Annotated in this window: 23 protein-coding genes; 15 read left to right on the top strand and 8 right to left on the bottom strand. The window is 70.3% G+C overall.

Features of this window, described 5'->3' with window-relative positions:
* Positions 1-150: 150 nt before the first annotated feature.
* Together G537_RS0124465 and G537_RS0124460 are read right to left on the bottom strand one after the other, a co-directional pair.
* Positions 151-1,056, bottom strand: coding sequence for a hypothetical protein (locus G537_RS0124465; protein WP_155888752.1), 906 nt, complete (start codon positions 1,054-1,056; stop codon positions 151-153).
* A gap of 141 nt (positions 1,057-1,197) precedes the next feature.
* Positions 1,198-1,566 (bottom strand): antibiotic biosynthesis monooxygenase family protein, encoded by a 369-nt coding sequence (locus tag G537_RS0124460; RefSeq protein WP_026872346.1) that lies wholly within the window; start codon positions 1,564-1,566, stop codon positions 1,198-1,200.
* 117 nt (positions 1,567-1,683) lie between these two features.
* Between G537_RS0124460 and G537_RS0124455 the strand changes: the two genes are divergently transcribed.
* From G537_RS0124455 to msrA, 4 genes are all read left to right on the top strand, one after another.
* On the top strand, positions 1,684-2,124 hold the full coding sequence (locus G537_RS0124455) for a MarR family winged helix-turn-helix transcriptional regulator (RefSeq protein ID WP_245579127.1): 441 nt from the start codon (positions 1,684-1,686) through the stop codon (positions 2,122-2,124).
* Positions 2,125-2,561: 437 nt separating this feature from the next.
* Positions 2,562-3,299 carry a class I SAM-dependent methyltransferase gene (locus G537_RS39685; protein WP_081689011.1) on the top strand — a complete coding sequence of 246 codons (738 nt, stop codon included), beginning with the start codon at positions 2,562-2,564 and terminating at the stop codon, positions 3,297-3,299.
* A 112-nt stretch (positions 3,300-3,411) separates the two neighbouring features.
* Positions 3,412-3,981 (top strand): histidine phosphatase family protein, encoded by a 570-nt coding sequence (locus G537_RS0124445; protein WP_026872344.1) that lies wholly within the window; start codon positions 3,412-3,414, stop codon positions 3,979-3,981.
* 90 nt (positions 3,982-4,071) lie between these two features.
* Positions 4,072-4,683, top strand: coding sequence for a peptide-methionine (S)-S-oxide reductase MsrA (msrA, locus tag G537_RS0124440; RefSeq protein WP_026872343.1), 612 nt, complete (start codon positions 4,072-4,074; stop codon positions 4,681-4,683).
* A 4-nt stretch (positions 4,684-4,687) separates the two neighbouring features.
* On the opposite strand, the gene G537_RS39680 is transcribed toward msrA, so the two are convergent.
* Positions 4,688-5,398 carry an endonuclease III domain-containing protein gene (locus tag G537_RS39680; protein ID WP_155888751.1) on the bottom strand — a complete coding sequence of 237 codons (711 nt, stop codon included), beginning with the start codon at positions 5,396-5,398 and terminating at the stop codon, positions 4,688-4,690.
* Positions 5,399-5,470: 72 nt separating this feature from the next.
* Positions 5,471-6,604, bottom strand: a complete 1,134-nt coding sequence (locus G537_RS0124430; RefSeq protein WP_034852881.1) for a mechanosensitive ion channel family protein — start codon at positions 6,602-6,604, stop codon at positions 5,471-5,473.
* Positions 6,605-6,786: 182 nt separating this feature from the next.
* Between G537_RS0124430 and G537_RS0124425 the strand changes: the two genes are divergently transcribed.
* Complete coding sequence (locus tag G537_RS0124425; protein WP_026872341.1) at positions 6,787-8,004, top strand: mandelate racemase/muconate lactonizing enzyme family protein; 1,218 nt, start codon at positions 6,787-6,789, stop codon at positions 8,002-8,004.
* Between the two features lie 172 nt (positions 8,005-8,176).
* The gene (locus G537_RS0124420; RefSeq protein ID WP_026872340.1) at positions 8,177-9,790 is read left to right on the top strand and encodes a GMC family oxidoreductase; all 1,614 of its coding nucleotides are present in this window, start codon (positions 8,177-8,179) and stop codon (positions 9,788-9,790) included.
* A gap of 160 nt (positions 9,791-9,950) precedes the next feature.
* Here the strand turns inward: G537_RS0124420 and pobA are convergent, their stop codons facing one another.
* Positions 9,951-11,123 (bottom strand): 4-hydroxybenzoate 3-monooxygenase, encoded by a 1,173-nt coding sequence (pobA, locus tag G537_RS0124415; RefSeq protein ID WP_026872339.1) that lies wholly within the window; start codon positions 11,121-11,123, stop codon positions 9,951-9,953.
* 100 nt (positions 11,124-11,223) lie between these two features.
* On the opposite strand from pobA, the gene G537_RS45465 reads away from it, so the two are divergent.
* Positions 11,224-12,183 carry a helix-turn-helix domain-containing protein gene (locus G537_RS45465; protein ID WP_064742205.1) on the top strand — a complete coding sequence of 320 codons (960 nt, stop codon included), beginning with the start codon at positions 11,224-11,226 and terminating at the stop codon, positions 12,181-12,183.
* On the opposite strand, the gene G537_RS0124405 is transcribed toward G537_RS45465, so the two are convergent.
* Positions 12,102-12,896 carry an SDR family NAD(P)-dependent oxidoreductase gene (locus G537_RS0124405; RefSeq protein ID WP_026872338.1) on the bottom strand — a complete coding sequence of 265 codons (795 nt, stop codon included), beginning with the start codon at positions 12,894-12,896 and terminating at the stop codon, positions 12,102-12,104. The genes G537_RS45465 and G537_RS0124405 overlap by 82 nt on opposite strands.
* A 191-nt stretch (positions 12,897-13,087) precedes the next feature.
* Here G537_RS0124405 and G537_RS0124400 point away from each other — a divergent pair, with 191 nt between their 5' ends.
* The 6 genes from G537_RS0124400 to G537_RS43865 all read left to right on the top strand — a co-directional run bounded on the left by G537_RS0124400 (position 13,088) and on the right by G537_RS43865 (position 20,372).
* Positions 13,088-14,143 carry a dipeptidase gene (locus tag G537_RS0124400; protein WP_026872337.1) on the top strand — a complete coding sequence of 352 codons (1,056 nt, stop codon included), beginning with the start codon at positions 13,088-13,090 and terminating at the stop codon, positions 14,141-14,143.
* A gap of 113 nt (positions 14,144-14,256) precedes the next feature.
* A complete protein-coding gene (locus tag G537_RS0124395; RefSeq protein ID WP_026872336.1) occupies positions 14,257-14,772 on the top strand; it encodes a sigma-70 family RNA polymerase sigma factor in 516 nt (171 codons plus the stop codon).
* Positions 14,773-14,845: 73 nt separating this feature from the next.
* Complete coding sequence (locus tag G537_RS0124390; RefSeq protein WP_211230497.1) at positions 14,846-15,790, top strand: FecR family protein; 945 nt, start codon at positions 14,846-14,848, stop codon at positions 15,788-15,790.
* Between the two features lie 164 nt (positions 15,791-15,954).
* A complete protein-coding gene (locus tag G537_RS0124385; RefSeq protein WP_162146144.1) occupies positions 15,955-18,333 on the top strand; it encodes a TonB-dependent siderophore receptor in 2,379 nt (792 codons plus the stop codon).
* Complete coding sequence (locus G537_RS43870; RefSeq protein WP_026872333.1) at positions 18,327-19,463, top strand: ABC transporter substrate-binding protein; 1,137 nt, start codon at positions 18,327-18,329, stop codon at positions 19,461-19,463. Before G537_RS0124385 ends, G537_RS43870 begins: the two co-directional genes overlap by 7 nt.
* A 33-nt stretch (positions 19,464-19,496) precedes the next feature.
* The gene (locus tag G537_RS43865) at positions 19,497-20,372 is read left to right on the top strand and encodes a phosphotransferase family protein (RefSeq protein ID WP_026872332.1); all 876 of its coding nucleotides are present in this window, start codon (positions 19,497-19,499) and stop codon (positions 20,370-20,372) included.
* A 4-nt stretch (positions 20,373-20,376) separates the two neighbouring features.
* Here G537_RS43865 and G537_RS0124370 read toward each other — a convergent pair whose 3' ends face one another.
* Positions 20,377-20,736, bottom strand: coding sequence for a hypothetical protein (locus G537_RS0124370; RefSeq protein ID WP_026872331.1), 360 nt, complete (start codon positions 20,734-20,736; stop codon positions 20,377-20,379).
* A gap of 111 nt (positions 20,737-20,847) precedes the next feature.
* Entirely contained in the window at positions 20,848-21,147 is a 300-nt protein-coding gene (locus G537_RS0124365; RefSeq protein ID WP_155888750.1) for a hypothetical protein, read from the bottom strand.
* A gap of 229 nt (positions 21,148-21,376) precedes the next feature.
* On the opposite strand from G537_RS0124365, the gene G537_RS0124360 reads away from it, so the two are divergent.
* Together G537_RS0124360 and G537_RS39670 are read left to right on the top strand one after the other, a co-directional pair.
* A complete protein-coding gene (locus G537_RS0124360) occupies positions 21,377-23,104 on the top strand; it encodes an ABC transporter ATP-binding protein (protein WP_026872329.1) in 1,728 nt (575 codons plus the stop codon).
* A complete protein-coding gene (locus tag G537_RS39670; RefSeq protein ID WP_034852879.1) occupies positions 23,101-24,876 on the top strand; it encodes an ABC transporter ATP-binding protein in 1,776 nt (591 codons plus the stop codon). The genes G537_RS0124360 and G537_RS39670 overlap by 4 nt, the downstream gene beginning before the upstream one ends.
* Positions 24,877-25,378: the final 502 nt, after the last annotated feature.

The following is a 25,378-nucleotide window of genomic DNA, read 5'->3' as shown; positions in this document are numbered from 1 at the left end:
GCCCCTTCCTCTCCCCGAGGAGAGGGGAACTGAGGCCGCGCCATCTACACCTCTCCCCTGGGGAGAGGTCGAAATCGCGCAGCGATTTCGGGTGAGGGGGCGGTCCCGGCCCGACCGCGGCCAGCGCCGATGGCCGGCTGACGCGGGGCGTCAGCCGTACCGGCCCAGGCTGCGGGCGATGATCTGCATCGCGGTCCATTCCCCGCCGGCCTGGCGGCGGCCGCGGTCTTCGGATTTCGGCGGCCCCGGATCGGGCTCGGGCAGGGGCGGTGCGGCGCCGCCGGGATCAGCCCGTGCGGCCCTGGCCAGCCTGACGACGTCGGCGGCACCGGCCCCCCAGGGATTGTCGGGCACGGGCAGCCTCATGATGACGTTGTCGTCGTCGTCGAAGACTTCACCGGTATCGATCCTGACCCGGCAGCCTCCGTCCCCCGGGAGGCCGAGATCGGCGGCGGCGATGTAGCAGTAGTGTGCGGACTCGGTGACGGGCGGCTCGGGTGGTTCGGGCGGCGGGGAGGCCCAGGCGGCCGGCCCGGCGGCGGGGCTGCGGCCCTTGTCCTGCGGACCGGCCCGATCGGCCTTGGCCCCGTCGGGGTCGAGGCCGGCGGCGAGGGCGCGGCGGGACAGGCCGATGTCGCGGCCCAGGCGCAGGATCAGGGTCTCGAGCGGCAGGACGGTATCGGCGAGGTCGGCGTCGATGCGCTCGTCCTCGGTGAGGCGGGTCCAGAGCTCGGTGGTCAGCCGTTCCTTCGCCTCGGGCTTGCCGACGGCGACATCTATGGCGCGGGACAGTCTCTGGGCGACGGCTTGGCGCCGGTCGTCCTTCCCGGCCTGCCGCCGGTCGCGGCGGTCCTCGGCCGCGCGCTGCGCCTCCTCCCGCTGCTGGCGCAGCTTCGCCTTCAGCGCGACGGCGCGGCGGATGCCGAGGAAGAGATTGCTGAAGCGGGTCTCGGCCTTTTCGGCGCGATCGAGGTCGCCGGCCTTGAGGGCGGCGACGCCCGGCGCCTGGAAGCCGCGGGCCATTTCCATGGCGAGCCCGGCCAGCTCGGACAACATCGCGAGGTCGGCCTCGTCCGTGGCCGGCGGAGCGGCGGGCGAAGTCCCGGCTTTGATCGCAGCATCGACCATCGCTGCATTAGAACAAAACAGGAACAAAAAGTCAAGCGAAGCCGTTCGGCGAAGCGCCGATGCGGCAAGCTATGCGACGCAGATGCCCGGCACGGCGATCTTCTGGAACAAATGCGGGGACGCCACGGCCGAGGATGGATAGGCGGACAGCTTCGCCCTGAACTCCGGATGCGTGAAGGCGGCCCGGAACGCGGCGGTCGATTCCCAGACGGCATAGTTCAGATAGGTCGGGCTGTCGCCGATCGCGCGGTGCAGCTGGGTCGAGATGAAGCCCGGCTGGCGCTTCATGATCTCCGCATCGGCCTGCCAGGCCCGGAGGAAGGTCTGCTCGTCGGCCTTGTCGAGCGTGAAGACGTTGACCAGCACGACGGGGGAGGCGTCGACGGCGATCTGGCGGTCGATCGGGAAGGCGGGATCCAGGGGGCGCATCTGCGGCATGACAGGCTCCGTCCGATATGGTTGCATGATGTCAACAAACCATATTGACACTATGGTGTCAATATTGCTGCATGGTGACCTATGGACGAAACGACGCGAACGCCGGCGGGAACCGCTTTGACCGACCTCTTCCTCGACCTGTTCAGGCTGAACAACCGGGTGCTCGCTGCGGGAGACCGGCTGGTCGCCGGGCTCGGCCTGACGAGCGCCCGATGGCAGGTGCTCGGCACCGTCGTCGCGGCGGACCGGCCGCAGCCGGTCGCGTGGCTGGCGCGCGACATGGGGGCCAACCGCCAGAACATCCAGCGCATCGTCAACGACCTGGAGAAGGAGGGGCTGGTCGCCTTCCGGCCCAACCCGCATCACCGGCGGGCTCAGCTGGTCGTGCTGACGGACAAGGGAAGAGAGACCTTCGACGCCGCGATGCGCCTGCAGGCCCCTTGGGTCAACGGGCTGTCTGAAGGGCTCCGGGCCGAGGATATCCGGACAACGCACGGCGTCATCGCGGCGCTCCGCCGGACGCTGGAGGGACATGGAGATGCCGAAGAGTCGGGCTGACTGTTACGGTGCGGCCGCGCCCTTTCGAGGCGCGACCGCGACGCCGCTCGCGTCCGGGAGGTAGATGTCGGGCGTCGTAGAAAAGCAGGCATATCGAAAGGTCGCCGATGGCGGATGCCTCTCCGGGTTCCAGCCTCGATGTTGGAGAAGCGATGAAGCACATTTGTCTGGCATTTGGTTGCGATTTTCAGTTCTGCAAAGATAAGTCCGACAAATAGGTTTAACCGAATATAAGTTTCCAGAAAACGATAATCATTTTCTTGAAAAAGTGGCGTATATCCATTTGCATTTAATGCAATATGGTGCCGTCGCTATCTTGCAGATGATGATGAGGGGCATTTCTATCCTTCTTATTCGGAATGGCGTACCACCCTCATCTGAATTGGCGATGCCGTGTTGGGTTGGGCAGAATTGGTTCGTTGTGAGAAGAGCATCCTATGAGCGCGACCAGTTCTGCCACGAGATCCGCTGCAAGTTACGAACGGGTGCAGAACCTCAATCGGATCACGCGTTTCCTTCATTCCGGCCGATATGCATCTCTCCTCCGCATCGCCGGGGAGCTCAGCACGCAGTCGTCGGGCGCTCCGATGAGGGCCCTGGAAATCGGATGCGGCACGGGCACGGCCGTCGGACCGCTTCTCGATGCATATGACGTCGACTATCTCGGCATCGATCACAATCCGCTGTTCATCGAAGCGGCTCGCCGCTCTCACGGGCATCGGTCGCACTGCACGTTTCTGGAGGCCGATGCCGCCGATCCACGCCACTATCAGCCGGAGAGCGCCGACATCGTGTTTGCGCTCGAGACGCTGGAGCACATCCCCGAAGGAGATGTCGTCCGCATCGTCGAGAACGTCTGCAGGATCGTACGACCGAAGCGCTTCGTGGTCACAGTCCCCGTCGAAATCGGGCCGGCGGTCTGGATCAAGAATCTCGGGTCGGTGATGATGGGGCATAGTCGCCAGTCCGGGAACTTCAGCCAGACGCTGTGGGCCGGGCTCTATCGGATGGACCGCATCCCGGTACACACGGACGGACATTTGGGTTTTGATTGGCGTTGGCTGGCGCAGACGATCAGGCACAATGCGCGGATGGTGGAACTGAGCAGCCTGCCGTTCGGCTGGTTGCCGCGGACGATCGCACCCACCATACTCATGGTGGCAGAGCCTCGATAAGGCGCAGGCTCGGCTGCGGTCGCTGGCGGCCGGCCCGTGCGATTGCGGTGCTGCCGACCGCCGGCGGGCTGTGCTTTGCTGACGGCAAGCACCGCCGCCGAACGGTCCCGCCATGCCGACCCGCCTGACCCTGATCTGCCACGCCGCCACCGCCGCCACCCGATCCGGATCCTTTCCGGGCGACGAGCCGCTGGAGCCGCGCGCCCTGGCCGAAGCCGCGGCCCTGCGCCCCGCGATCCGGCGGGCGGACCGGGCCTGGACCAGCCCGGCGCTGCGGGCGCGGCAGACGGCGGCGGCGCTGGGGCTCGAAGCGGCGGAGGAGCCGGCGCTGCGCGAGGTCGACCATGGCCGCTGGGCCGGGCGGCGGCTGGAGGAGGTGCAGGCCGAGGAGCCGCAGGGAGTCGCCGCTTGGCTGGCCGATCCGGACGCCGCGCCGCATGGCGGGGAAACGCTGTCGGACGTGCTGCGCCGGGCCGCTTCCTGGCTCGACGCCCGCGCCGGCGAAAGCGGCCACGGCATCGCCGTCACCCATGCCGCGGTGATCCGGGCGGCGATCCTGCACGTCCTGGACGCGCCGGCGTCGTCCTTCTGGCGCCTCGACATTGCGCCGCTGAGCGCCACCGAGCTGAGCCATGACGGCCGGCGCTGGGTGTGGAAGGCGGGGAGGCGGTTCATCGATTGACCGGATGGCGGGGGCTTGTTCCGCCGGGCCGGCGATCTCATCCTTTAGCCATCCACGCTCGCGGCCGCGCCCGGCCGCCGGAGACATCCCATGGCCCTGAAGATCGATCCCTGGTCCTTCCCCGACCCCGAGCTGGACGCGGCCGAAGAGGGCCGCCGCTCGATCGTGCTGGGCGGCGGCTGCTTCTGGTGCACCGAGGCGGTGTACAGCCAGCTCGACGGCGTGCTGTCGGTCCGCCCGGGCTATGCCGGCGGCACCCGCGAGACCGCCGACTACCGCACCGTCTGCAGCGGCACCACCGACCATGTCGAGGTGATCGAGGTGGTCTACGACGCCGGCCGGATCAGCCTGGGGCAGATCCTGAAGCTGTTCTTCTCGATCGCGCACGACCCGACGCAGAAGGACCGGCAGGGCAACGACGTCGGCCGCCAGTACCGCTCCGCGATCTTCTATGCCGACCAGGAGCAGAAGCGGGTGACCGAGGCCTATATCGCCCAGATCGAGCGGGCCCGGCTGTTCGACGCGCCGGTGGTGACCGAGGTGGTGCCGCTCGAGGCCTTCTACGAGGCCGAGGAGTATCATCACGATTACGCCGCCCGGAACCCGAACCAGCCCTATATCCGCGCGGTCTCGGCGCCGAAGGTGGAGAAGCTGAAGGCGGTGCATGCCGGCATGCTGAAGCCGGCGGCGAAGGCGGGCTGAGGAGTCAGACCCCGTTGCGCGGGCACAGGCCGCGCAGCGGGCAGGCGCCGCAGGCCGGCGCCTGGGCGGTGCAGACGGTCTGGCCCAGCCGCTTCATCAGCCGGTGCAGTTCGCTGAGATCATCGGCGTCCCACGCATCCGGAAGCCGGCGCATGAACAGCTCGAATCCGGCGTCGTAATCCGCATCGGACGGCAGCAGCCCGAGCCGCTTCCCGAGCCGCAGCAGATGCGTGTCGACCACCAGGGCGCGCTTATGCAGCGTGCTGAAGTTCAGCACCGCGGCGGCGATCTTCGACCCGACCCCGGGCAGGCGGCGCAGCCACTGCATCGCCGCCTCCTCGTCCAGATCGGCCAGGTGGTCGAGGGCGAGGCGGCCGGTGCAGGCGACGATCATGCGCAGGGCCTGGGGCAGCTGCTCCGCCTTCGGCTCCGCCAGGTTGACGGGCCAGATGATGCGCAGGATGACCCGGGGTTCCGCTTCGCGCAGCCGGTCCCAGGAAGGGTAGTGCCGCCGCAATTCCTTGAAGACCCGGCGCGAGACCTCGTCCCGGGTCTTGAAGCCCAGCATGCTGCGGACCAGCTGGCTGACCGGATCGCGGCGCCTTCCGTCGCGCCGCGGTCCGAACCGGGCCAGCAGTCGGCCCCGGATCCGCGGCAGAAGCGGATGGTCGTCGAGGGCGAGGGAGAGCTGCATGGCGGGGTACCGGCCGGTCATCCCCTGTCATATTAGGAACAAAAAGCGAACATATCAAGCCGGGGGCAGTCCGCCTTCGCGGTCCCGCCCCGCTCAGCCGCGGCCGCCGGCGCGATGGCGCGTGATCGCCTCGGCCTCGGCCGCCGCCGGCGCCTGCACCTCGCCGCGCCAGCGGGGCAGGGCGCCGGGATGGGCCTGCTGCAGCCAGGTGACCATCTTCTCCCGCACCTCGCAGCGCAGGTCGAAGGCCCGGCCGGAGGAGCGGGCGCTGACCAGCATGCGGATCTCCATCGTCTGCTCGCGGAAATCCGTCACCTGCAGCACGGCGACCTGGCCGTCCCACAGCGGCGTGGCCTTGACGATCTCGTCCAGCCGGCGCCGCATCTCCTCCACCGGCGCGGTGTAGTCGGCGTAGAGAAAGACGCTGCCGATCAGGGCCGAGCCCTCGCGCGTCCAGTTCTGGAACGGGTGCTCGATGAAGTAGCTGAGGGGCAGCACCAGCCGGCGCCAGTCCCATAGCCGGACCACGACATAGGTCGAGGTGATCTCCTCGATATTCCCCCATTCGTTCTCGACCAGGACGGCATCGTCGATCCTGATCGGCTGGGTCACCGCCAGCTGGATGCCGGCGATCATGTTCTTCAGCATCGGCTGCAGCGCCAGGCCGATGACGAGGCCGGCGGCGCCGGCCGAGGCCAGGAGGCTGATGCCGTATTGCCGCACCTGCTCGAAGGTCATCAGCGCGGCGGAGAGGGTGACCGTCACGATCAGCGTCGCCACCACCCGGCGCAGGATCCGGGTCTGGGTGACGTGCTTGCGCGCCAGCAGGTTGTCCTCGGCATCCAGCGTGAAGCGGCGCAGATAGACCGTCATCCAGATGTGCAAGGCGGTCAGCGCCACCCAGCCGAGCAGGGCGATGAAGGCCAGCAGCAGGATGTGGCGCACGATGCCGACCTGGGCATCGGACAGCGGCGCGACGGTGGCCGCGGCGGATGTGGCCACGATGATGGCGGCGAGGCGCGTCGGCCCATGGGTGCGCGACACCAGGGAGCGCCAGAACAGGTCCTTGCTGGCGACGATGTCGGTCGCGATCCGGAACAGGATCCTGTGCACGGCGATGGCGACGGCCACCGCCAGGGCCAGCAGGCCGGCGCTGATCGCCCAGGACGGCATCCAGGGCAGCTTGGCCTGGACCCAGTCCAGCCAGCGGTCGATGGCGTCGATCATTCGGCGGTCCCCGCGGTTCCTTCTCTGCATGGCAATGCACAGGACCGCAGTCGGTTCCGCCCGGCCGGGACGTCGCTGGCGCGGGATTTTCCGTCGCCGCGGACCTGGATCGGCCGGGCGCCGCGATCCATGATGGCCCGGGCCGCGCGCGCCGGGCGCCGGCCCCAGCGAAAGGCCGCCGCATGAAGATCGCGTCGCTCCGGACCCATGTCGTCGCCGTCCCGCCGCCGCATCTCGGCGGCATGTACTGGATCTTCGTGCAGCTGCAGACCGATGACGGGATCGAGGGTGTCGGCGAGGTCTACACCACCGCCTTCCACCCGAAGGCGGTGGTGCCGCTGATCGAGGACGTGTTCGAGCGGCACCTCTTGGGCCACGACCCGCACCGGATCGAGCGCTTCTGGCGCCAGGCTTATTCCAGCGGCTTCACCCAGCGGCCCGACCCGACGATGATGGGCATCGTCTCGGGTCTCGAGATCGCCTGCTGGGACATCGTCGGCAAGGCGGCGGGCCGGCCGGTCCACGACTTACTGGGCGGGCTGGTGCACGAGAAGCTGCGGGCCTACACCTATCTCTATCCGAAGACCGCGGCCGGGGAGCTCGACTTCAACGACCCCGACCTTGCCGCGGAGTGCGCGGCGGAGATGGTGGCGATGGGCTTCACCGCGGTGAAGTTCGACCCGGCCGGGCCCTACACCGCCTATTCCGGGCACCAGCTCTCCTTGGGCGTGCTCGACCGCTGCGAGACCTTCTGCCGCAAGGTGCGCGAGGCGGTGGGCAGCAGCGCCGACCTGCTGTTCGGCACGCATGGCCAGATGGTGCCGTCCTCGGCCATCCGCCTGGCGAAGCGGCTGGAGCCGTACGACCCGCTGTGGTTCGAGGAGCCGGTGCCGCCGGGGCAGGAGGCGGCGATGGCCGAGGTGGCGCGCGCGACCTCGATCCCGATCGCGACCGGCGAGCGGCTGTGTACGAAATACGAGTTCCAGCGGGTGCTGGAGCTGGGGGCCGCGTCGATCCTGCAGCCGGATGTCGGGCGGGTCGGCGGCCTCCTGGAGAGCAAGAAGATCGCCGGCATGGCCGAGGCCTGCTACGCCCAGATCGCGCCGCATGTCTATTGCGGCCCGATCGTCGCCGCCGCCAGCCTCCATCTCGGCGCGGCCTCGCCGAACTTCCTGATCCAGGAGGCGATCCTCGATTTCGGCGGCTTCCACGCCGAGATCCTGAAGAAGCCCCTGGCCTTCGAGGACGGTTACCTGCTGCCGCCGCACGAGCCGGGGTTGGGGGTGGAGCTGGATCTGGAGGTGGTTGCGAGGCACTCGCCCTACACCGGCGAGCGGCTGCACCTGCAGATGGCGCCGGATCCGGCCGATGTGAAGCAGTTCGCTCCGGCACGGGGCTGAGGCCCCGGGCCTCACGAATGAGCCATACGCCCGTCCCAGAACCGTCATGGCGAGGCGCGCAGCGCCGTGGCCATCCAGGGGGCCGGTGCGGCTGGATGGCCACGCCCCTTCGGGGCTCGCCATGACGGCCCGGAGCGGGGAAGAGCCGGCCCGTAACATAGAGAGCCCAGCCATGACCTACGACTACGTCATCGTCGGCGCCGGATCGGCCGGGTGTATCCTGGCGGCGCGGCTGAGCGAGGGCGGCCGGCACAGCGTGCTGCTGCTGGAGGCCGGCGGCCGCGACGATTCCTTCTGGTTCCGCATCCCGGTCGGCTATGCCCGCAGCTACTACGACCCGCGGGTCAACTGGATGTACTGGTCGGAGCCCGAGCCGGCGCTGGGCGGCCGCCGCATCTACTGCCCGCGCGGCAAGGTGCAGGGCGGGTCCGGCTCGATCAACGCCATGATCTTCGTCCGCGGCGCGGCGGCGGATTTCGACGACTGGGCCGCGGCCGGCAACCACGGCTGGGCCTATGGCGACGTGCTGCCGGTCTTCCGGAAGCTGGAGACCCATGCCGGCGGCGCCTCGGAGTGGCATGGCGGCGACGGCCCCATCCATGTCACGCCGATGCGCGGCATGACCCACCCGGTCACCGACGCCTTCCTGCAGGCCTGCCGCGAGCTGCAGCTGCCGCTGAACCCCGACTTCAACGGCGCCACGGTGGAAGGGGCGGGGGTCTACGACATCAACACCCGCGACGGCAGGCGGTCCTCCTCCAGCGCCGAATATCTGCGCCCGGCGCTGGGGCGCCGCAACCTGACGGTCGAGCGCGGGGCCCTGGCGCTGCGGGTCCTGCTGGACGGCGACCGTCGGGCGACCGGGGTCGAGGTGCGGCAGGGACCGGAGACCCGGACCTTCACCGCGCGGCGCGAGGTGATCCTTGCGGCCGGGGCGGTCGACACGCCGAAGCTGCTGCAGCTCTCCGGCATCGGCGACGGCGATGACCTGAAGGAGGCCGGCATCGCGGTGGCGCACCACCTTCCGGCGGTCGGCCGCAACCTGCAGGACCATCTCTGCGCCAGCTTCTATTACCGGTCCCGCGTGCCGACCCTGAACGGTTCTTTCGGCAGCCCATGGGGCCAGACCCGGCTGGGGCTGCAATACCTGCTGACGCGCAAGGGTCCCTTCGCCATGAGCGTCAACCAGGCCGGCGGCTTCTTCCGCGGCGCGCCGGAGGAGGCGCGGCCGAACATCCAGCTCTATTTCAACCCGCTGTCCTACCGCATCCCGGACAGCCCGAAGGCGGGGCTGAAGCCGGAGCCCTATCCGGGGTTCCTCCTGGCCTTCAACTCCTGCCGGCCGACCAGCCGCGGCCGCATCACCATCGGCTCGCCCGATCCGGCGGCGCCGGCGCGGATCCGGCCGAACTACCTGTCGACCGACCGCGACATCGCGGAGGTGCTGCAGGGCAGCCGGTTGGCGCGCCGGATCATGGCCGCGCCGGCCCTCGCGGCGATCACGGCGGAGGAGATGCCGCCCTCCGCCGGGGCCGAGAGCGACACGGCGCTGCTGGACTGGTTCCGGGCGAACAGCGGCTCGATCTACCACCTGTGCGGCAGCTGCGCGATGGGGCCGGATCCAGCGACCGCGGTGGTCGACGCCCGGCTGCGGGTGCATGGAATGCAGGGGCTGCGGGTGGTCGACGCCTCGGTCTTCCCCAACATCACCGCCGGCAACATCAACGCCCCGACCATGATGGTGGCGGAGAAGGGGGCGGGGATGATCCTGGAAGAGGCGGGGTGAGGAGGTCGACGTCTCCCCCGCACCCTCTCTCAATCGCCACCATCGTCATTGCGAGCGTAGCGAAGCAATCCAGGGCCGTTTGGCGTAGCCCCTGGATTGCTTCGTCGGCTTCGCCTCCTCGCAATGACGGTGAGGAGCAAAAAGGCGGCACGACGAAGCATCACACAATCGGCAGCCCGACATAGTTCTCGGCCAGCACGGTCTGGGCGGCGCGGGAGCCGCGGATGTAGTCCAGCTCGGCCCGCTGCAGCCGGCGCTCCAGCGGGCCGGTGTCGGGGAAGCGGTGGGTCAGGCCGGTGAACCACCAGGAGAAGCGCTCTGCCTTCCACACCCGGGCCAAAGCGCGGGCGGAGTAGGCGTCGATGCCGGCGGACGAGCGCTCGCCGTAACATTCCTCGAAGGCCTCGGCCAGCATGACCACGTCGGAGACGGCAAGGTTCAGCCCCTTGGCGCCGGTCGGCGGCACGATATGGGCGGCGTCGCCGGCCAGGAACAGCCGGCCGTGGCGCAGCGGCTCGGCGACGAAGCTGCGCAGCGGCGCGATGCTCTTCTCGAAGGACGGGCCGCGCACCACCCCGGCCGCGGCCTTGGGCCCGAGGCGCAGGCAGAGCTCGTCCCAGAACCGCTCGTCCGGCCAGTCCTCGACCCGCTCGTCCAGCGGACACTGCACGTAGTAGCGGCTGCGGTGGGGCGAGCGCATGCTGGCCAGGGCGAAGCCGCGCTCATGGTTGGCGTAGATCAGCTCGTGATGGGCCGGCGGCACCTCGGCCAGCACGCCAAGCCAGCCGAAGGGGTAGACCCGCTCGAACTCCCGCCGCGCCCCGTCCGGGATGCAGCCGCGGCTGACGCCGTGGGAGCCGTCGCAACCGGCGATGAAGTCGCAGTCGAGGCGCTGCTCGACGCCGTTCCGACGCCAGGTGACGTAAGGCCGTTCGGTCTCGATGTCGTGCGGGCGGACGTCCTCGGCCTCGAACACCACCGACAGGCCGCGCTCCTCGGCGCCGTCGAACAGGTCCCGCATCACCTCCTGCTGGCCGTAGACGGTGATGCAGCGGCCGGTCAGGGCCTGCATCTCGATGCGGAACAGCTCGCCGTCCACCGCCAGGTTGGTGCCGGCATGGGGCAGCCCCTCGCGGCGCAGCCGGGCGGCGAGGCCGAGCTGGTCCAAGAGGTCGACCGTGCCCTGCTCCAGCACCCCGGCGCGGACCCGGCCTTCGACATAGTCGCGGCTGCGGCGCTCGAGCACCACGGCCTCGATGCCGGCCCGGTGCAGCAGATGGGCCAGGACCATTCCGGCCGGCCCGGCGCCGATGACGGCGATCTGGGTGCGCATTCAAGGGCCCTCCCGAACCCTGCCGTTCTTTCCGGCAGGGTAAGCCGGGCGCGGCGGAAGGCCATGGACGAGCGGTCAGAAAAGTTGGACTCTTCTTCCCGTGCAGACGCCAACGATCCCGAACTTCTTCCTCTATGGCGAGGCGCCGCGGACGGTCGACGACCGGTTCCTGCACCTGGAGGCGCTGGAGGACCGCAGCCGCCCTAGCGGCTGGACCATCCGGGCGCATGCCCATGCCAACCTGAACCACATATTCCATTTCACCCGCGGCGGCGGCATCGCCCGGGCCGAGGCGCAGGCGATCCGGCTGCAGGCGCCCTGCCTGTTCTTGGTGCCGGCCGGGGTGGTGCACGGCTTCGACTTCGAGCCGGAGACGGTCGGCTCGGTGCTGACCGTGTCGGACGCCACTTGGCGCGAGCTGGTGCGGCGCGAGCCGGAGTTCCGGCCGCTCTTCGCCGCGCCGGCGGCGATCCCCGCGCCCGGGCACGGCTTCATCCGCGCCAGCCTCGGGCGGCTGTCGCGCGAGCTGGCGTGGCTGGCGCCCGGCCGCGCCGCGGCGGTGGAGGCCCTCCTGGTCGGCATCCTGGTCGAGGTTCTGCGCCTGGCGCAGGCCGGGGGCGGAGAGACCGCGGCGCCGGGCCCGCAGGCGCTGCTGGTGGCCCGCTTCCGCGAGCGGATCGAGGAGCGCTACCGCGCCCACGACGCGGTCGAGGATTACGCCCGGGCGCTGGCGGTCAGCCCGAAGCAGCTCTGGGCCGCCTGCCGCCGGGTGGCCGGCGTGCCGCCGGCCCGGCTGATCCAGGACCGGCTGCTGCTCGAGGCCAAGCGCCTGCTGCTCTACACCAATGCCTCCGTGGCGGAGGCAGCATACACCCTCGGCTTCAACGACCCGGCCTATTTCTCGCGGCTGTTCGCGAAGGAGACCGGCCGGTCGCCGCGCGCCTTCCGCCGCGGCGGCGACCGCCGGGCCTCGACAGGTCAGGCGATCGTGTCGACCACGCCGCCGTCGACGCGCAGCGCTGCGCCATTGGTGGCCGCGGCCTGGGGCGAGACGGCGTAGACCACCATGTTGGCGACCTCCTCCGGCGTCGCCATGCGGGCGATGATGGAGGTCGGGCGATGGGTGCGCACGAACTCGGTCGCGGTCTCGTCGATCGACCTGCCGGATTCCTGCGCCATCTCGCGCAGGAACTCCTTGACTCCGTCGGTCATGGTCGGGCCGGGCAGCACCGAATTGACGGTGACGCCGGTGCCGCGGGTGAGCTTGGCCAGGCCGCGGGCGATCGAGATCTGCGCCGTCTTGGTGAAGCCGTAATGCACCATCTCCACCGGGATGTTCAGGCCGGATTCGGAGGAGATGAACACCACTCGGCCCCAGTTCCGCGCCAGCATGCCTTTCAGATAGGCGCGCGACAGGCGCACGCCGGACATGACATTGACCTCGAAGAAGCGGGCCCAGTCCTCGTCCGGGATGTCGAAGAAGTCCTTCATCTCGAAGATGCCGACATTGTTGACCAGGATGTCGACATCCGGCACCGCCGCGACCAGCTCGTTGCAGCCCGCGGCGGTCGAGACGTCGGCCACGGCGGCGCGCAGCGCGGCGCCGGGCACGGCCTGCCCGATCCGCTCGACGGCCTCCGCCACCGCGGCGGGCTTGCGGCCGTTCACGATCACCTCGGCGCCGGTCCCGGCCAGGCCCTGGGCGATGGCGAAGCCGATCCCGGTGGTGGAGCCGGTGACGAGGGCGGTCTTGCCCGACAGGTCGATCTTCATGTCGTGTCTCCGCGGTCTTGCCCGCATGAGTGGGAGGATCGCCGCATCCGGTCGATGCGCGCCGTCTGGATATAGGCCGCGACGGCGGCGGTGTCAGGGTGCGGCGGCCACGCCTTGCCAGCGGGGATCGGGGCTGCTCAACTGCCCTCTTCGGCCGATCCGCGGCCGCGCTCCCGAGACGATGGACCCTGATGACCGAGCCCATTCCCGTCTTCGACGGACACAACGACGTCCTGCTGCGCCTCCTGAAATCCCATGCCGGCTCGGCCGAGACCGCCTTCATCGAGGGCACGGCGACCGGCCATCTCGACCTGCCGCGGGCGCGGCGGGGCGGCTTCGTCGGCGGCATGTTCGCGATCTTCCCGCCGTCGCCGCACTCCTCCGGCTCGATCGACCGGATGCAGGGCGGCGCCTACGCCGTGCCGCTGCCGCCGGAGCTGGGGCTGGCCGAGGCCCAGGCCTCGACCACGGCGATGGCCTCGATCCTGCTGCGGCTGGAGCGGGCCGGGGGCCTCAGCGTCTGCCGCAGCGTGGCGGAGATCCGTGCCGCGATCGCGCGCGACTCGCTGGCCACGGTGTTCCACATCGAGGGCTGCGAGGCGATCGACACCGATTTCCGCATGCTCGACCTCCTCTATGCCGCGGGCCTGCGCTCGCTCGGCATCGTCTGGAGCCGGCCGAACGCCTTCGGCCACGGCGTGCCGTTCCAGTTCCCGAGCGCGCCCGACACCGGGCCGGGCCTGACCGATGCCGGGCGCGCGCTGGTGCGGGAGTGCAACGAGCGCCGCATCCTGATCGACCTGTCGCATCTGAACGAGAAGGGGTTCTGGGACGTGGCGGAGCTGTCGACGGCGCCGCTGGTCGCGACCCATTCCAACGCCCATTCGGTCTGTCCGCATGCGCGCAACCTGACCGACCGGCAGCTCGACGCGATCCGCGACAGCGGCGGGCTGGTCGGGCTCAACTTCGCCACCGCCTTCCTGCGTCCGGACGGGTCGATGAACGCCGACACCGATCTCGAGATCATGGTGCGGCACGTCGATGCGCTGGTCGAGCGTCTGGGCGAGGACGGGGTCGGGCTCGGCTCCGATTACGACGGAGCCACCGTGCCGGCGGCGATCAAGGATGCGGCGGGGCTGCCGCGGCTGTTCGAGGCGCTGCGGGCGCGCGGCTATGACGAGCCGCTGCTGCGCAAGATCGGCACCGAGAACTGGTTCCGGGTGCTGGAGCGGACCTGGGGCGGGTGACGGCAGGGCGGCCGCGGGGGATCCGCGACCGCCTCCGTCGATCCGCAATTGCGAGTGATTTGCATTTGAACTAAGGTCGCGCCGATCTCATCCCCGGGGGAAATCAAGGTCGGATGGCCGAGCAGGATCGGTCCTCGCTGCTGGCGCTGCTGACGCGCCACTACCAGGAGCTGCTGCGCCATCTGACCCGTCGGCTGGGCAGCGCCAGCGCGGCGGCGGACGTGGCCCAGGACACCTGGCTGCGGCTGCGCCGGGCCGAGGCGGTGCCGGAGCTGCAGAACCCCGAGGCCTATCTGTTCCGCATCGCCGACAACCTGGCGCGCGACCGGCTGCGCGGCGACGCGGCGCGGGCCCGCACCCTGCTGCCGGCCGAGCTCGGCGAGGACCGCCCCTCCGACGCGCCGGGGGCGGATGCGGTACTGGACCACCGGCAGCGGCTGAAGCTGCTGGAGCGGGCGGTGGCGGAGCTGTCGCCGAAATGCCGGGAGGTGTTCCTGCTGCACAAGTTCGACGGGCTGAGCCATGGCGAGATCGCCGCCAGGCTCGGCATCTCCAGGAGCATGGTGGAGAAGCATGTGATGAAGGCCCTGGCCCATTGCCGCGACCGCATGCGCGGCCTGCTCGACTGACCGAGGTGAGGGGAGGGCCTGGCGGAATCGTCATTCCTGACGGGTGCCGCCCTGATCGACCGAAGACATGACCATGGATCTCCAGCCAGACGCCCGGGACCAGGCCCTCCAGTGGTTCGTCCGGATGAACGCCGGCGACGCCTCGGCCGCCGACCGTGCGGCCTTCGAGGCCTGGCTCGCCGCCGATCCGGCCCATGGCCGCGAGATCGACGTCCTGGCCGGGCTGTGGGCGGATCTCGGTCGCATTCCCGATCCGCGGCCGCGCCCCGTGCCGCGGGCGAAGGCGCCGCTGTTCGGCCGCCGCCGGGTCCTGGCCGGTGGCCTGGCTTTCGCCGGGCTCGGCGGCGTGGTGGCGCTGACCGGCCTGCCGGCGGCGCTGACCAGCGACATCTGGACCGGCACGGGCGAGCTGCGCACGGTGACGCTGGCGGACGGCACCCGGGTCGATCTCGACGCCGGCTCGGCTCTGTCGCTGGCTTTCTCGGACTCGGCACGGGAGGTCTCGCTCGACCGCGGCCGGGCGCTGTTCACCGTGGCGAAGGACGCGGCGCGGCCGTTCCGCGTCCTGGCCGGGCCGGGGCGCAGCACCGCGCTCGGCACCCAGTTCGTGGTGCATCGCTGGGCCGATGAGGTGACGGTGGCGGTCACGGAGAGCGCCGTCGGCGTCGCCGCACCGGGGGCCGGCGGCATGGCGGAGATCCGGGTCTCCGCCGGGGAGCAGGTGTCCTACGGTCACGCCGGGCTGGGCGCCGTGCGGAAGGCCGACGGGCAGGTCGAGACCGCGTGGCGGCGCGGCAAGCTGGTGTTCGAGGACCGGCCGCTGCGCCAGGTGGTGGCGGAGCTCGGGCGCTACCGCAGCGGGACGATCGCGATGACCGATGGCGCGCTCGCCGATCTGCGGGTCAGCGGCATCTTCGATGTCAGCGACCCGGATGCGGCGCTCGACGCCATCACCCGCACCCTGCCGGTGCGGGTGGTCGCGCTGACCCGCTATCTCGTGCTGCTGCGGCCGGCCTGAACTTTTTTCGTCGGGCGAGGTGAGGGGGCAGCGGGGCCGATCCGTCATCTCGGCGAGGCGAGGCGCGATTGCGTCTCACTCTGAACTCGGATGCGACGCGTGGGATGATGATGCAGAGTGATCGGACCGCCTTGCCGGACAGGGCGCGCAGGATGTCGGGCGGCGTGGCCGCAGTGCTGCTGGCCTGCACGGCGCTGGCGCCGGCCCAGGCCTTCGGCCAGGCCGCGACGGAGGTCGCGCAGGCGGCGCCGGCTGTCCGCTTCGACATCCCGGCCGGGCCGCTGGCCGCCGCCCTGGCGCAGTTCGGAGATGCCGCCGGGGTGCAGGTCCTGTATCCGGCCGAGCTGGCGCGCGGCGTGGCCTCGCCCGGTGTCACCGGCGCGATGTCGCGAAACGAGGCGCTGCGCCGTCTTTTGTCCGGCACCGGCCTGACCTGGCGCTTCACCGGCGCCGACACCGTGACGCTGGAGCGGCTGCCGAGCGGCGATGCCGCCTCCGGCGGGCTGGTGCTGGAGCCGATCGTGGTCACCGGCGCCGGGGGCAGCGCCTGGGGCCCGGTCGACGGCTATGTCGCGGAGCGCAGCGCCACCGGCACCAAGACCGACACGCCGCTGCTGGAGACGCCGCAATCGGTCTCGGTGGTCGGCCGGACGCAGATGGAAGACCAGGCGATCCGCACGGTGGACGAGGCGCTGCGCTACTCGCCCGGCATCCGCACCCAGCCCTACGGCACCGACACCCGCTTCGACTGGTTCTTCATCCGCGGCTTCCGCGCCTATCAGGACGGGCTGTTCCGCGACGGGCTGTCGCTGTTCTCGACCGCTCTGGCCGGCTGGCGCGCCGAGCCCTACGGGCTGGAGCGGATCGAGATGCTGCGTGGCCCGTCCTCCTTCCTCTATGGCGGCGGGTCGCCGGGCGGCCTGGTCAACCTGGTCAGCAAGCGGCCGCCGGAGGAGACGCTGCATTCGGCCGAGGCCGGGATCAACGAATACGGCCGGGCCTTCGGCGCCTTCGACATCGGCGGCCCGCTGGACGACAGCGGCGAATGGTTCTACCGGCTGACCGCGCTGGTCCATTCCGGCGGCACCGAGACCGAGAAGGCCGAGGACTTCCGGGGCTTCATCGCCCCCAGCCTGACCTGGAAGCCGAACGAGGACACGACGCTGACCATCCTGGCCAGCTATCAGCATGACGATCTGAACCAGGCGGCCGGCTTCCTGCCCTACGTCGGCACGGTGAAGCGGGCGAGCTTCGGCCGGATCCCGACCGACCTGTTCACCAGCGAGCCGGGCTACGACAAGTTCGTCCGCAACCAGGCGATGATCGGCTATCAGCTGGAGCACCGCTTCGACGACACCTGGACCGTGCGGCAGAACTTCCGCTACGCCCATCTCGACCTCTACAACGACGGCATGTTCGGCGTCGGCTATGCCGATGCGGCCCAGACCCAGCTGGCGCGCCTGAACTACCAGACCCTGCCCGAGGTCAACTTCGTCACGGTCGACAACCAGGCCGAGGCGCGCTTCGACACCGGCCCGCTGCAGCACACCATGCTGTTCGGGCTGGACTACAAGCGCTACCAGATCGACGACGACCAGGCGTCCGGCCCGGCCGCGCCGCTCGACATCGTCCATCCGGATTACGGCCAGATCCCCGGCCGGGCGTCGCGCTACATCCTGAACCGGCAGGTGATGGGCCAGCTAGGGGTCTACGTCCAGGACCAGATCAGCTGGGACGACCGCTGGTTCCTGACGGCGTCCGGCCGCTACGACTGGGTCACCTCTGACATCGACAACCATCTGACCGACACCAGCACCAGCTCGACCGACGGCGCCTTCACCGGCCGGATCGCGCTGCTCTACAAGTCCGGGATCGGCCTCGCCCCCTATGTCAGCTACGCCACCTTCTTCAACCCGGTGGTCGGCACCAATGTCTACGGCCAGCCCTTCGAGCCGGAGACCGGCGACCAGATCGAGGTCGGGGTGAAGTACCAGCCCGAGAGCATGCGCAGCTTCATCTCCGCCGCCGTGTTCGACCTGCGGCGCGAGAACGTCACCACTGTGGATCCCAACAACGTCCTGAACCAGGTGCAGACCGGCGAGGTCCGCTCCCGCGGGGTGGAGCTGGAGGCGACCGCCAGCTTGGCGGAAGGCCTGGACCTGATCGCCTCCTACACCCGTTACGACCTCGAGATCACCGAGAGCAACGACGTCGATCGGGGCAAAGTGCCGATCGGCGTGCCGGAGGAACTCGGCTCGCTCTGGCTCGACTACAAGGTGCAGCACGGCGCGTTCGAGGGCTTCGGCCTCGGCGGCGGCGTGCGCTATGTCGGCGCCAGCTGGGCGGACGCCGCCAACACGCTGAAGGTGCCGGCCTCCACCGTGTTCGACGCGGCGGTCAGCTATGCCCGCGACAACTGGCGGGTGGCGCTGAACGTCTCCAACCTGTTCGACCGCACCTATGTCGCCGGCTGCAACGGCCCCAATGCCTGCTACTACGGCGACCGGCGCACCGTGAAGCTGACGCTGGGCTATACATGGTGAGACGGCTGGCGCTCTCCGCGCTGCTCCTGCTGGTTGCGGCGCTGCCGGCCCGGGCGGAGTGGCCGCGGACCGTCACCGACATCCTGGGGCGGACGGTGACGATCGGGCATGAGCCGCGCCGCATCCTGCTGGCCGAAGGCTTTCAGCTGATCGCCCTGGCGCTGATCGACCCCGATCCGGTGTCGCGGCTGGCCGGCTGGGGCGGCGATCTGGAGAAGCAGGACCCGGCGACCTATGCCCTGTTCAAGGCGCGCTTCCCGGCCGTGGCCGACCTGCCGGTGGTCGGGCTGGGCAGCGGCGAGACCTTCTCGATGGAGAAGGCGCTGGCTGTGGCGCCCGACCTTGCGATCTTCAGCGCCTGGCAGGCGCAGGCGACCAGCCCCGAGGCGGTGGCCGCGCCGTTCGAGCAGGCCGGCATCCCGGTGATCTTCGTCGACTTCTACCAGTCGCCGCTGGAGCACACGGCGCCCAGCCTGCGGCTGCTCGGCCGGGCGCTGGGGCGGGAAGAGGTGGCGGAGGGGTTCGTCGCCTTCACCGAGGACCGGATGCGCCGGATCCGCGACCGGATGGCCGGCGCCGGGCCGGGCCCGCGGGTGATGCTGCACGCCTATCCGGGCCTGTGGCCCTGCTGCTGGTCGGCCGGCAGCGGCAGCCTGGGGGAGGTCGTCAGCCTGCTCGGCGGCACGAACATCGGTGCCGACCGGTTCCCGACCCCGAATGGCGGCCAGCTGGACCTGGAATATGTGCTGGCGGCCGACCCCGAGGTCTACATCGCCACCGGCCTGCCGCAGCTCGACCAGACCGGCAGCATCAGCATCGGCAGCGGGGTGGATGCGGCGACGGCAAGGAGCCGGCTGGCCGCCCTGGCAGCCGAGCCCGGCCTGGCCGGGCTGTCGGCGATGCGGCAGGGGCGGGTGCATGCGCTGTGGAACTTCTTCAACGGCGGCCCGCTCAGCATCGTCGGCATCGAGGCGATGGCGCGCTGGATCCGGCCGGAGCTGTTCGGAGACCTGGACCCGGCGGCGACACTGGACGAGATCAACCGCCGCTTCCTCGCCGTCCCCTTCACCGGCACCTACTGGTTCAGCCTCAAGCCGGCCGCCGGCCTTTCGCAGCCTTCCTTTCCGTGATAGTGGCGGTCCCGCACGCGACGGGAGTGCCTCATGACGGATTCGGATCTCGATCGATATCGCGCCGCGATCCTCCACGCTTTCCCGGACCTCGCCGCGTCGGAGTTCCGGGTGCTGGCGGAGAGCTGGGATTCGACGGCGGTCGAGGCGGACGGCCGGCTGATCTTCAAATTCCCGCGCCACGAGGCGGCGGCGGGGCGGCTGCGGAAGGAGGCCGCCCTCCTTGCCGTGATCCGGCCCGCGGTCTCGCTGCCGGTTCCCGACCTCGCGCTGGTGGAAGGGCCGCCCCTGTTCTCGCGCCACACCAAGGTTCCGGGGGAGCATCTGCTGACGGCGCAGTACGACCGGCTGCCGGAGGAGGCCCGCCGGCGGCTCGCCGAGGATCTGGCGCGCTTCCATGCCGAGCTGCACCGGCTCGACCTCGACCGGATGGCGGCGGCCGGCGCCGAGCCCGAGATCTGGGGACCGACGGAGGAGATCGGCGCGAAGGCCCTGCCGGCCCTGACGCCGGAGCTGCGTCCGGCGGCGGAACGGTTGCTCGCGGCCTATGACCGGCTGCCGCCCGATCCCCACGGAACGGTCTACGCCTTTCTCGACGGGCATGGCTGGAACATGGCGTTCGACCATGCGCGGCAGCGGCTCAACGGCATCTACGACTTCGCGGATTCGGGCATCGGGCCGCTGCATCAGGAGTTCATCTACTCGACCTTCGTCTCGCCCGACCTGACCGCGCGGCTCGTCGCGGCCTATGAGGCGCTGACCGGCCGCATGCTCGACCGCCGGCGGATCGCCCTCCTCACCGGCATGCACCGCCTGTGGGAGCTGGCCGAGCTCGCCGGCGATCCCGAGCATGTGCCGATGATGGTCCGCAGCTTCGCGGACTGGGTCGCGACAGGGGATCGCGTCTAGCGGATCACAGGGTCGGCTGGCTGGGTTCGCCGGCGCTGCGGCCGGGTCGTGCCGGCACGGCAGCGGGGGCCGGAAGCCGGTATTGGTCGATCAGCATCGCCGCCTGGGTCCGCAGCGTGTCGCTCAATTGCGAGACGCCACGGTCCATTTCCTCCGTCACGCGGAACAGCAGCCGTTCGATCGTGTCGAGATGCTTCGCCCGGAGTGAACCGGCGATCTGCGCTTCCCGGCGCTTCGGATCGAGGATCGTGTCGTAGAGTGCGTCGAGATGATCGACCAGCGCCGCGGCGACGGTGATCGAAGCCTCGTCGCCGGTGGACGAGGTGAAACGGATCGGTGGAACGATATGCGTCGGCCGATCCATGGCACGAACCCTCCTCGGACATCAATGATCCACGATCCCTTGGATCGTGGCATTTGGCAACTCCGAAGCGGATGTTCGAGAATAATTTATCTTACGGATTTTTCAGGGATTTTAACGGCTGTCGAGATATCGTTCCCGGAAGGCGGAGAGATCGCGGCGAAAGCTGTCGAGACTGTAGTCTCCTGCTGCGGGAGGCGGAGCCAGATCCTGCAGGATGGCGTGCAGAATGCATTCCTGCACCCGCCCGAGACTGCCCTGCCGCGCCGCTTCCATCGCCAGGCCGATCCAGCATGTCTCCTCGGGGCTGGGCGGAAAACCGTCCTCCCAGTTCTGGCCCTGGATGCGAAGCCAGAAGTGCAGAGTCTGCGCAAGGCTTCGGCCGTCGTTCATCATTCGGTTTGCCGTCAGCATCGTCTCCACAAAAGACGTGGGCAGGCGATTTGTTCCGGCGGGGCGTAACAATATGACAGCTGACGGAAACGGATGAGCCGCCGTGCGGGGCGGGCACGAAGGGGCGATCTTAGGCCTTAAATGCAATCAACTCTCATTTGCATTTCTTCATTGACTCTATGACCGCCGGTCAGTCATCGTCGATGGCGAGTGAGCAACAGCGGCTTCATCGGTTGCGGAGCGTGCCATCATGATGATCAACCGGACGATGCTGTCCCTGGCCGGGCCGGTCGGGGGCGAGGTGGCGCTGGGCGCCGGGCTGGGGCTGGCCGTCACCGCGGCCAATCTCGGCCAGGGCGTGCTTCTGGCCGTGGTGGCCGGCACGCTGCTGCAGGGGCAGGGGCTGACGGCGGTGATGCCCTGGATCGGGCTTCTGGCCGGCCTCGTCCTGCTGCGGGCGGTGCTGGTCTGGCTGAGCGAGCTGGCGGCCCAGCGCGCCGCCCAGAAGACCAAGCTGGCGCTGCGCCACCGGCTGTTCGAAAGGCTGCTGGAACTCGGCCCCGGCTTCGCCACCGAGCGCCGGACCGGCGAGATCCAGGCGACGCTGGTCGGCGGGGTCGAGGCGGTCGAGGCCTATGTCGCGCGTTACCTGCCTGCGGTGATCGTGGCGGTGCTCGGGCCGGTCGCCGTGCTGGCCTGCCTGGCCGCGCTGGACCTGACCTCGGCCGCGATCCTCGCCGCCTTCGTGGTGCTGGCGCCGCTCGCCAACTCGCTGTGGCTGGCCTGGCGCATGCCGAAGTCGACCGGCATCTTCGCCGCGATGGCCGCTTTCGGCGCCTTCCTGCTCGACAGCATCCAGGGGCTGGTGACGCTGAAGGCGTTCAACGCCGTCGGACGCCGCAGGCAGGAGTTGTCGGAGCACGCCGCCAGGCTGCGCCGGGAGTCGATGCGCGAGCTCAGCGTCACGTTGATGCGCGATGGGGTGACGACCCTGTGCTCGCTCGGCGGCGTGGCCGCGGTGCTAGCCTGGGGTGCCTGGCGCGTCTCCTCGGGCGAGCTTGCGCCGATGGCGCTGCTGACGGCCCTGTTCCTGGCGCGCGAGGCGTTCCGGCCGATCGAGCGCATGGACCAGGCGCTACATGCCGCCTGGGCCGGCGTCGGCGCCGGCAAGGAGATCGCGGCCTTGCTGGCGGCGCAGCCGACGGTGATCGACGCGCCGCGGCTGCCGACCCCGGCGCCGCTGGCCGCCACCATCTCCTTCGACCGCGTCGGTTTCGCCTATGAGGAGGCGGAGGGGCCGACGCTGGACGAGGTGTCGTTCCGGGTGGAGGAAGGCGAGATGGTGGCCCTGGTCGGCCCCTCGGGCTCGGGCAAGTCGACCATCGTGGCGCTGCTGCTGCGCTTCTTCGATCCGGCGCGCGGCGGCATCCGGGTCGGCGGCATCGACATCCGCGACCTGCCGCTGGCGGTGCTGCGCGAGAAGATCGCCGTGGTGTCGCAGGATACGCATCTGTTCCCCGGCACGGTCGCCGACAACCTGCGCATCGCCAGGCCGAAGGCAGGGCTGGACGAGCTGGTCGCGGCGGCCCGCGCCGCCAACGCCCACGACTTCATCCAGGCTCTGCCCGAGGGCTATGACACCGAGGTCGGAGAACGCGGCGCGCTGCTGTCCGGCGGCCAGCGCCAGCGCATCGCCATCGCCCGCGCCCTCTTGAAGAACGCGCCGATCCTGGTGCTGGACGAGGCGACGTCGAGCGTCGACGCCGCCAGCGAGCAGGCGATCCAGGACGCGCTGGAGCGGCTGCTGCGCAACCGCACCACCCTCGTCATCGCCCACCGTCTGTCCACCATCCGCAAGGCCGACCGCATCCTGGTGCTCGATGGCGGCCGGGTGGTGGAGGAGGGGCGGCACGAGGCGCTGCTGGCACAAGGCCACCGCTATGCCCGTCTCGCTCATGTCCAGGGAGCCGTCGCATGACCGCCATGGACCCGACCGCCGGAACCGCCGAGCCCCGCTACCGCCTGCGCGACCTGCTGCCGGTCGCCGCCCGCCGGCCCGCCGGGCTGGCGCTGACCGCCCTCTGCGGCACCCTGGCCCAGCTCGGGATGCTGGCGACGCTCGCCACCGGCGCTTGGCTGGTCGGCGGCGCCGTCACCGGCACCGCCGGGCCGATGCTGCAGCCCGCCGCCTGGGGCCTCGCCGCCGGGGTGCTGGTGACGGCCCTGGCGCGCTGGGGCCAGTCCTATTTCGGCCACGACCTGGCCTTCGCGCTGATCGAGCAGCTGCAGCTCGGCCTGTTCGACGGGCTGGAGCGCGCCGCGCCCGGCTACGTCCTCGGCCGCCGCACCGGCGACCTTGCCGGCACCGCGACCGGCGACGCCGAGATGCTGGAGAGCTTCTTCGCCCATCTGCTCGGCGATTATGTCGGCGCCGCGCTGGTGCCGTTGGCGGCGCTGGTCGCGCTGGCGCTGATCCATCCGCTGCTGGCGCTGGTGCTGGTCCCCTTCCTGCCGCTGGTGGCCTCGGTCCCGTTCTGGCTGGCACGCAGGGCCGGGCAGCAGGGCGAGGCCCTGCGGGACGAGCTGGGCCGGCTCAATGCCGAGGCGGTGGAAGGTGTGCAGGGCCTGCGCGAGCTGGCGATCTTCGGCGCAGGCCGCCGCTATCTCGACCGGCTGATGCGGCGGACGGCGGATCTCAACGGCCACCAGCTGCGCTACGGCGCCCGGGCGGGGCTGGAGGCGGCGGCGATCGACATCCTGCTGGCGCTCGCCGTGCTGGCGGTGCTGGCCACCGGTGCCGGCCTCGTGGTCCAGGGGACCCTGCCGATGGCCCTGTTTCCACTCACCCTGGCCCTGGCCGGGGCGGCGCTGGCGCCGATCACGCAGGTGACCGAGACCGGCCGCCAGCTCGGCGCGCTCAAGGCGGCGACGCAGCGGGTGCTGACCATCCTGCATCAGAGGCCGCAGGTCGAGGATCGCAGCCGGGCGCGGCCGGACGACGCGCTGGCGCCCGAGGTCCGGTTCGAGGGCGTCGCATTCGGCTACGACGCCGAGCGGGGGCCCGTGCTGCGCGGCCTCGACGCTGCGATCGCCGCCGGCGAGACTGTGGCGCTGGTCGGCGGCTCCGGCGCCGGCAAGAGCACCTGCGCCAGCCTTCTGGTGCGGTTCTGGGATCCGGCGGCGGGACGCATCACCCTCGGCGGCCGCGACCTGCGCGACCTGCCGCTGGCGGAGCTGCGCCGGCGCGTCGCCATCGTGCCGCAGGACGTGCATCTGTTCGATCTCCCGGTGCGCGACAACATCCGCCTCGGCCGGCCGGACGCAACGGAGGAGGAGGTGCAGCAGGCGGCCCGGCTGGCCCAGGCCGACGGCTTCGTCCGCGCCCTGCCGCAGGGCTACGACACGCGCTGCGGCGAGCGCGGGGCGCGGCTGTCCGGCGGACAGCGCCAGCGCATCGCCATCGCCCGCGCCTTCCTGCAGAACGCGCCGGTGCTGGTGATGGACGAGGCGGTATCGAACCTGGACACCGAGAGCGAGCAGGCGCTGCAGGCGGCAGTGCGCGAGCTGCGCCGCGGCCGCACCACCCTGATCATCGCCCACCGCCTGTCGACCATCCGCAGCGCCGACCGGATCCTGATGCTGGAGGGCGGCCGCATCGTCGAGACCGGCGGGCACGAGGAGCTGCTGCGCCGCGGCGGCGCCTATGCCCGGCTGGTCGCGGCCGCGGTCGATGGGGTGCTGGAGGCGTGAGGGGCCTTGTCACCCCAAGCACCTTTGGCTGGAGAAGAGCGTGGCCTCTCCCGCCTGCGGGAGAGGTCGGCCATCCGAAGGATGGCCGGGTGAGGGCCAGCCGGCCTGACCGCAAGCAGAGATTTCTCAGGAAAGGGCGGCTGATCCGCTCGCGCTTCTGATGCTGCGGTTCCCGGCGTCTCGGCCCATGGCCCTTGTCTGATGAGGTTTGTGAGAAGCTGAGCCCAGGCTGGGGATCCGGATCCCCAGCCTGGGCCGCCGAGACCGTACACAGCCCTAGGGATTGCCGCCCGAGGGTGAGCTGGGTCCGGCGGCCTCCCGCTGTGCAGCCCGAACGGTTGCAAGGTCTCCAGACCGCAGACAAGGGAGGTCTCTCAGCATGGCGCGGAAGACATCGCCGGTCCATATCGGGATCGATACATCCAAGCGCGAGCTCGTGGTCGCCAGCCGTCCCGCAGGCACGGCCTTCACCGTGAGCAACACGATGGCCGGCATCACCGTT

The organism is Inquilinus limosus DSM 16000 (genome assembly GCF_000423185.1).
GTDB lineage: Bacteria > Pseudomonadota > Alphaproteobacteria > DSM-16000 > Inquilinaceae > Inquilinus > Inquilinus limosus.
The sequence above is the reverse complement of the archived record's forward strand: the minus strand, read 5'-3'. Positions and strand labels throughout refer to the sequence as shown.

Coding starts and splice junctions, on each gene's coding strand:
- G537_RS0124465 (WP_155888752.1), bottom strand. CDS start 1,056: ATGTTGTCCGAGCTGGCCGGGCTCGCCATGGAAATGGCCCGCGGCTTC.
- G537_RS0124460 (WP_026872346.1), bottom strand. CDS start 1,566: ATGCCGCAGATGCGCCCCCTGGATCCCGCCTTCCCGATCGACCGCCAG.
- G537_RS39685 (WP_081689011.1), top strand. CDS start 2,562: ATGAGCGCGACCAGTTCTGCCACGAGATCCGCTGCAAGTTACGAACGG.
- G537_RS0124445 (WP_026872344.1), top strand. CDS start 3,412: ATGCCGACCCGCCTGACCCTGATCTGCCACGCCGCCACCGCCGCCACC.
- msrA (WP_026872343.1), top strand. CDS start 4,072: ATGGCCCTGAAGATCGATCCCTGGTCCTTCCCCGACCCCGAGCTGGAC.
- G537_RS39680 (WP_155888751.1), bottom strand. CDS start 5,398: ATGACCGGCCGGTACCCCGCCATGCAGCTCTCCCTCGCCCTCGACGAC.
- G537_RS0124430 (WP_034852881.1), bottom strand. CDS start 6,604: ATGATCGACGCCATCGACCGCTGGCTGGACTGGGTCCAGGCCAAGCTG.
- G537_RS0124425 (WP_026872341.1), top strand. CDS start 6,787: ATGAAGATCGCGTCGCTCCGGACCCATGTCGTCGCCGTCCCGCCGCCG.
- G537_RS0124420 (WP_026872340.1), top strand. CDS start 8,177: ATGACCTACGACTACGTCATCGTCGGCGCCGGATCGGCCGGGTGTATC.
- pobA (WP_026872339.1), bottom strand. CDS start 11,123: ATGCGCACCCAGATCGCCGTCATCGGCGCCGGGCCGGCCGGAATGGTC.
- G537_RS0124405 (WP_026872338.1), bottom strand. CDS start 12,896: ATGAAGATCGACCTGTCGGGCAAGACCGCCCTCGTCACCGGCTCCACC.
- G537_RS0124400 (WP_026872337.1), top strand. CDS start 13,088: ATGACCGAGCCCATTCCCGTCTTCGACGGACACAACGACGTCCTGCTG.
- G537_RS0124395 (WP_026872336.1), top strand. CDS start 14,257: ATGGCCGAGCAGGATCGGTCCTCGCTGCTGGCGCTGCTGACGCGCCAC.
- G537_RS0124390 (WP_211230497.1), top strand. CDS start 14,846: ATGGATCTCCAGCCAGACGCCCGGGACCAGGCCCTCCAGTGGTTCGTC.
- G537_RS43870 (WP_026872333.1), top strand. CDS start 18,327: ATGGTGAGACGGCTGGCGCTCTCCGCGCTGCTCCTGCTGGTTGCGGCG.
- G537_RS43865 (WP_026872332.1), top strand. CDS start 19,497: ATGACGGATTCGGATCTCGATCGATATCGCGCCGCGATCCTCCACGCT.
- G537_RS0124370 (WP_026872331.1), bottom strand. CDS start 20,736: ATGGATCGGCCGACGCATATCGTTCCACCGATCCGTTTCACCTCGTCC.
- G537_RS0124365 (WP_155888750.1), bottom strand. CDS start 21,147: ATGCTGACGGCAAACCGAATGATGAACGACGGCCGAAGCCTTGCGCAG.
- G537_RS0124360 (WP_026872329.1), top strand. CDS start 21,377: ATGATGATCAACCGGACGATGCTGTCCCTGGCCGGGCCGGTCGGGGGC.
- G537_RS39670 (WP_034852879.1), top strand. CDS start 23,101: ATGACCGCCATGGACCCGACCGCCGGAACCGCCGAGCCCCGCTACCGC.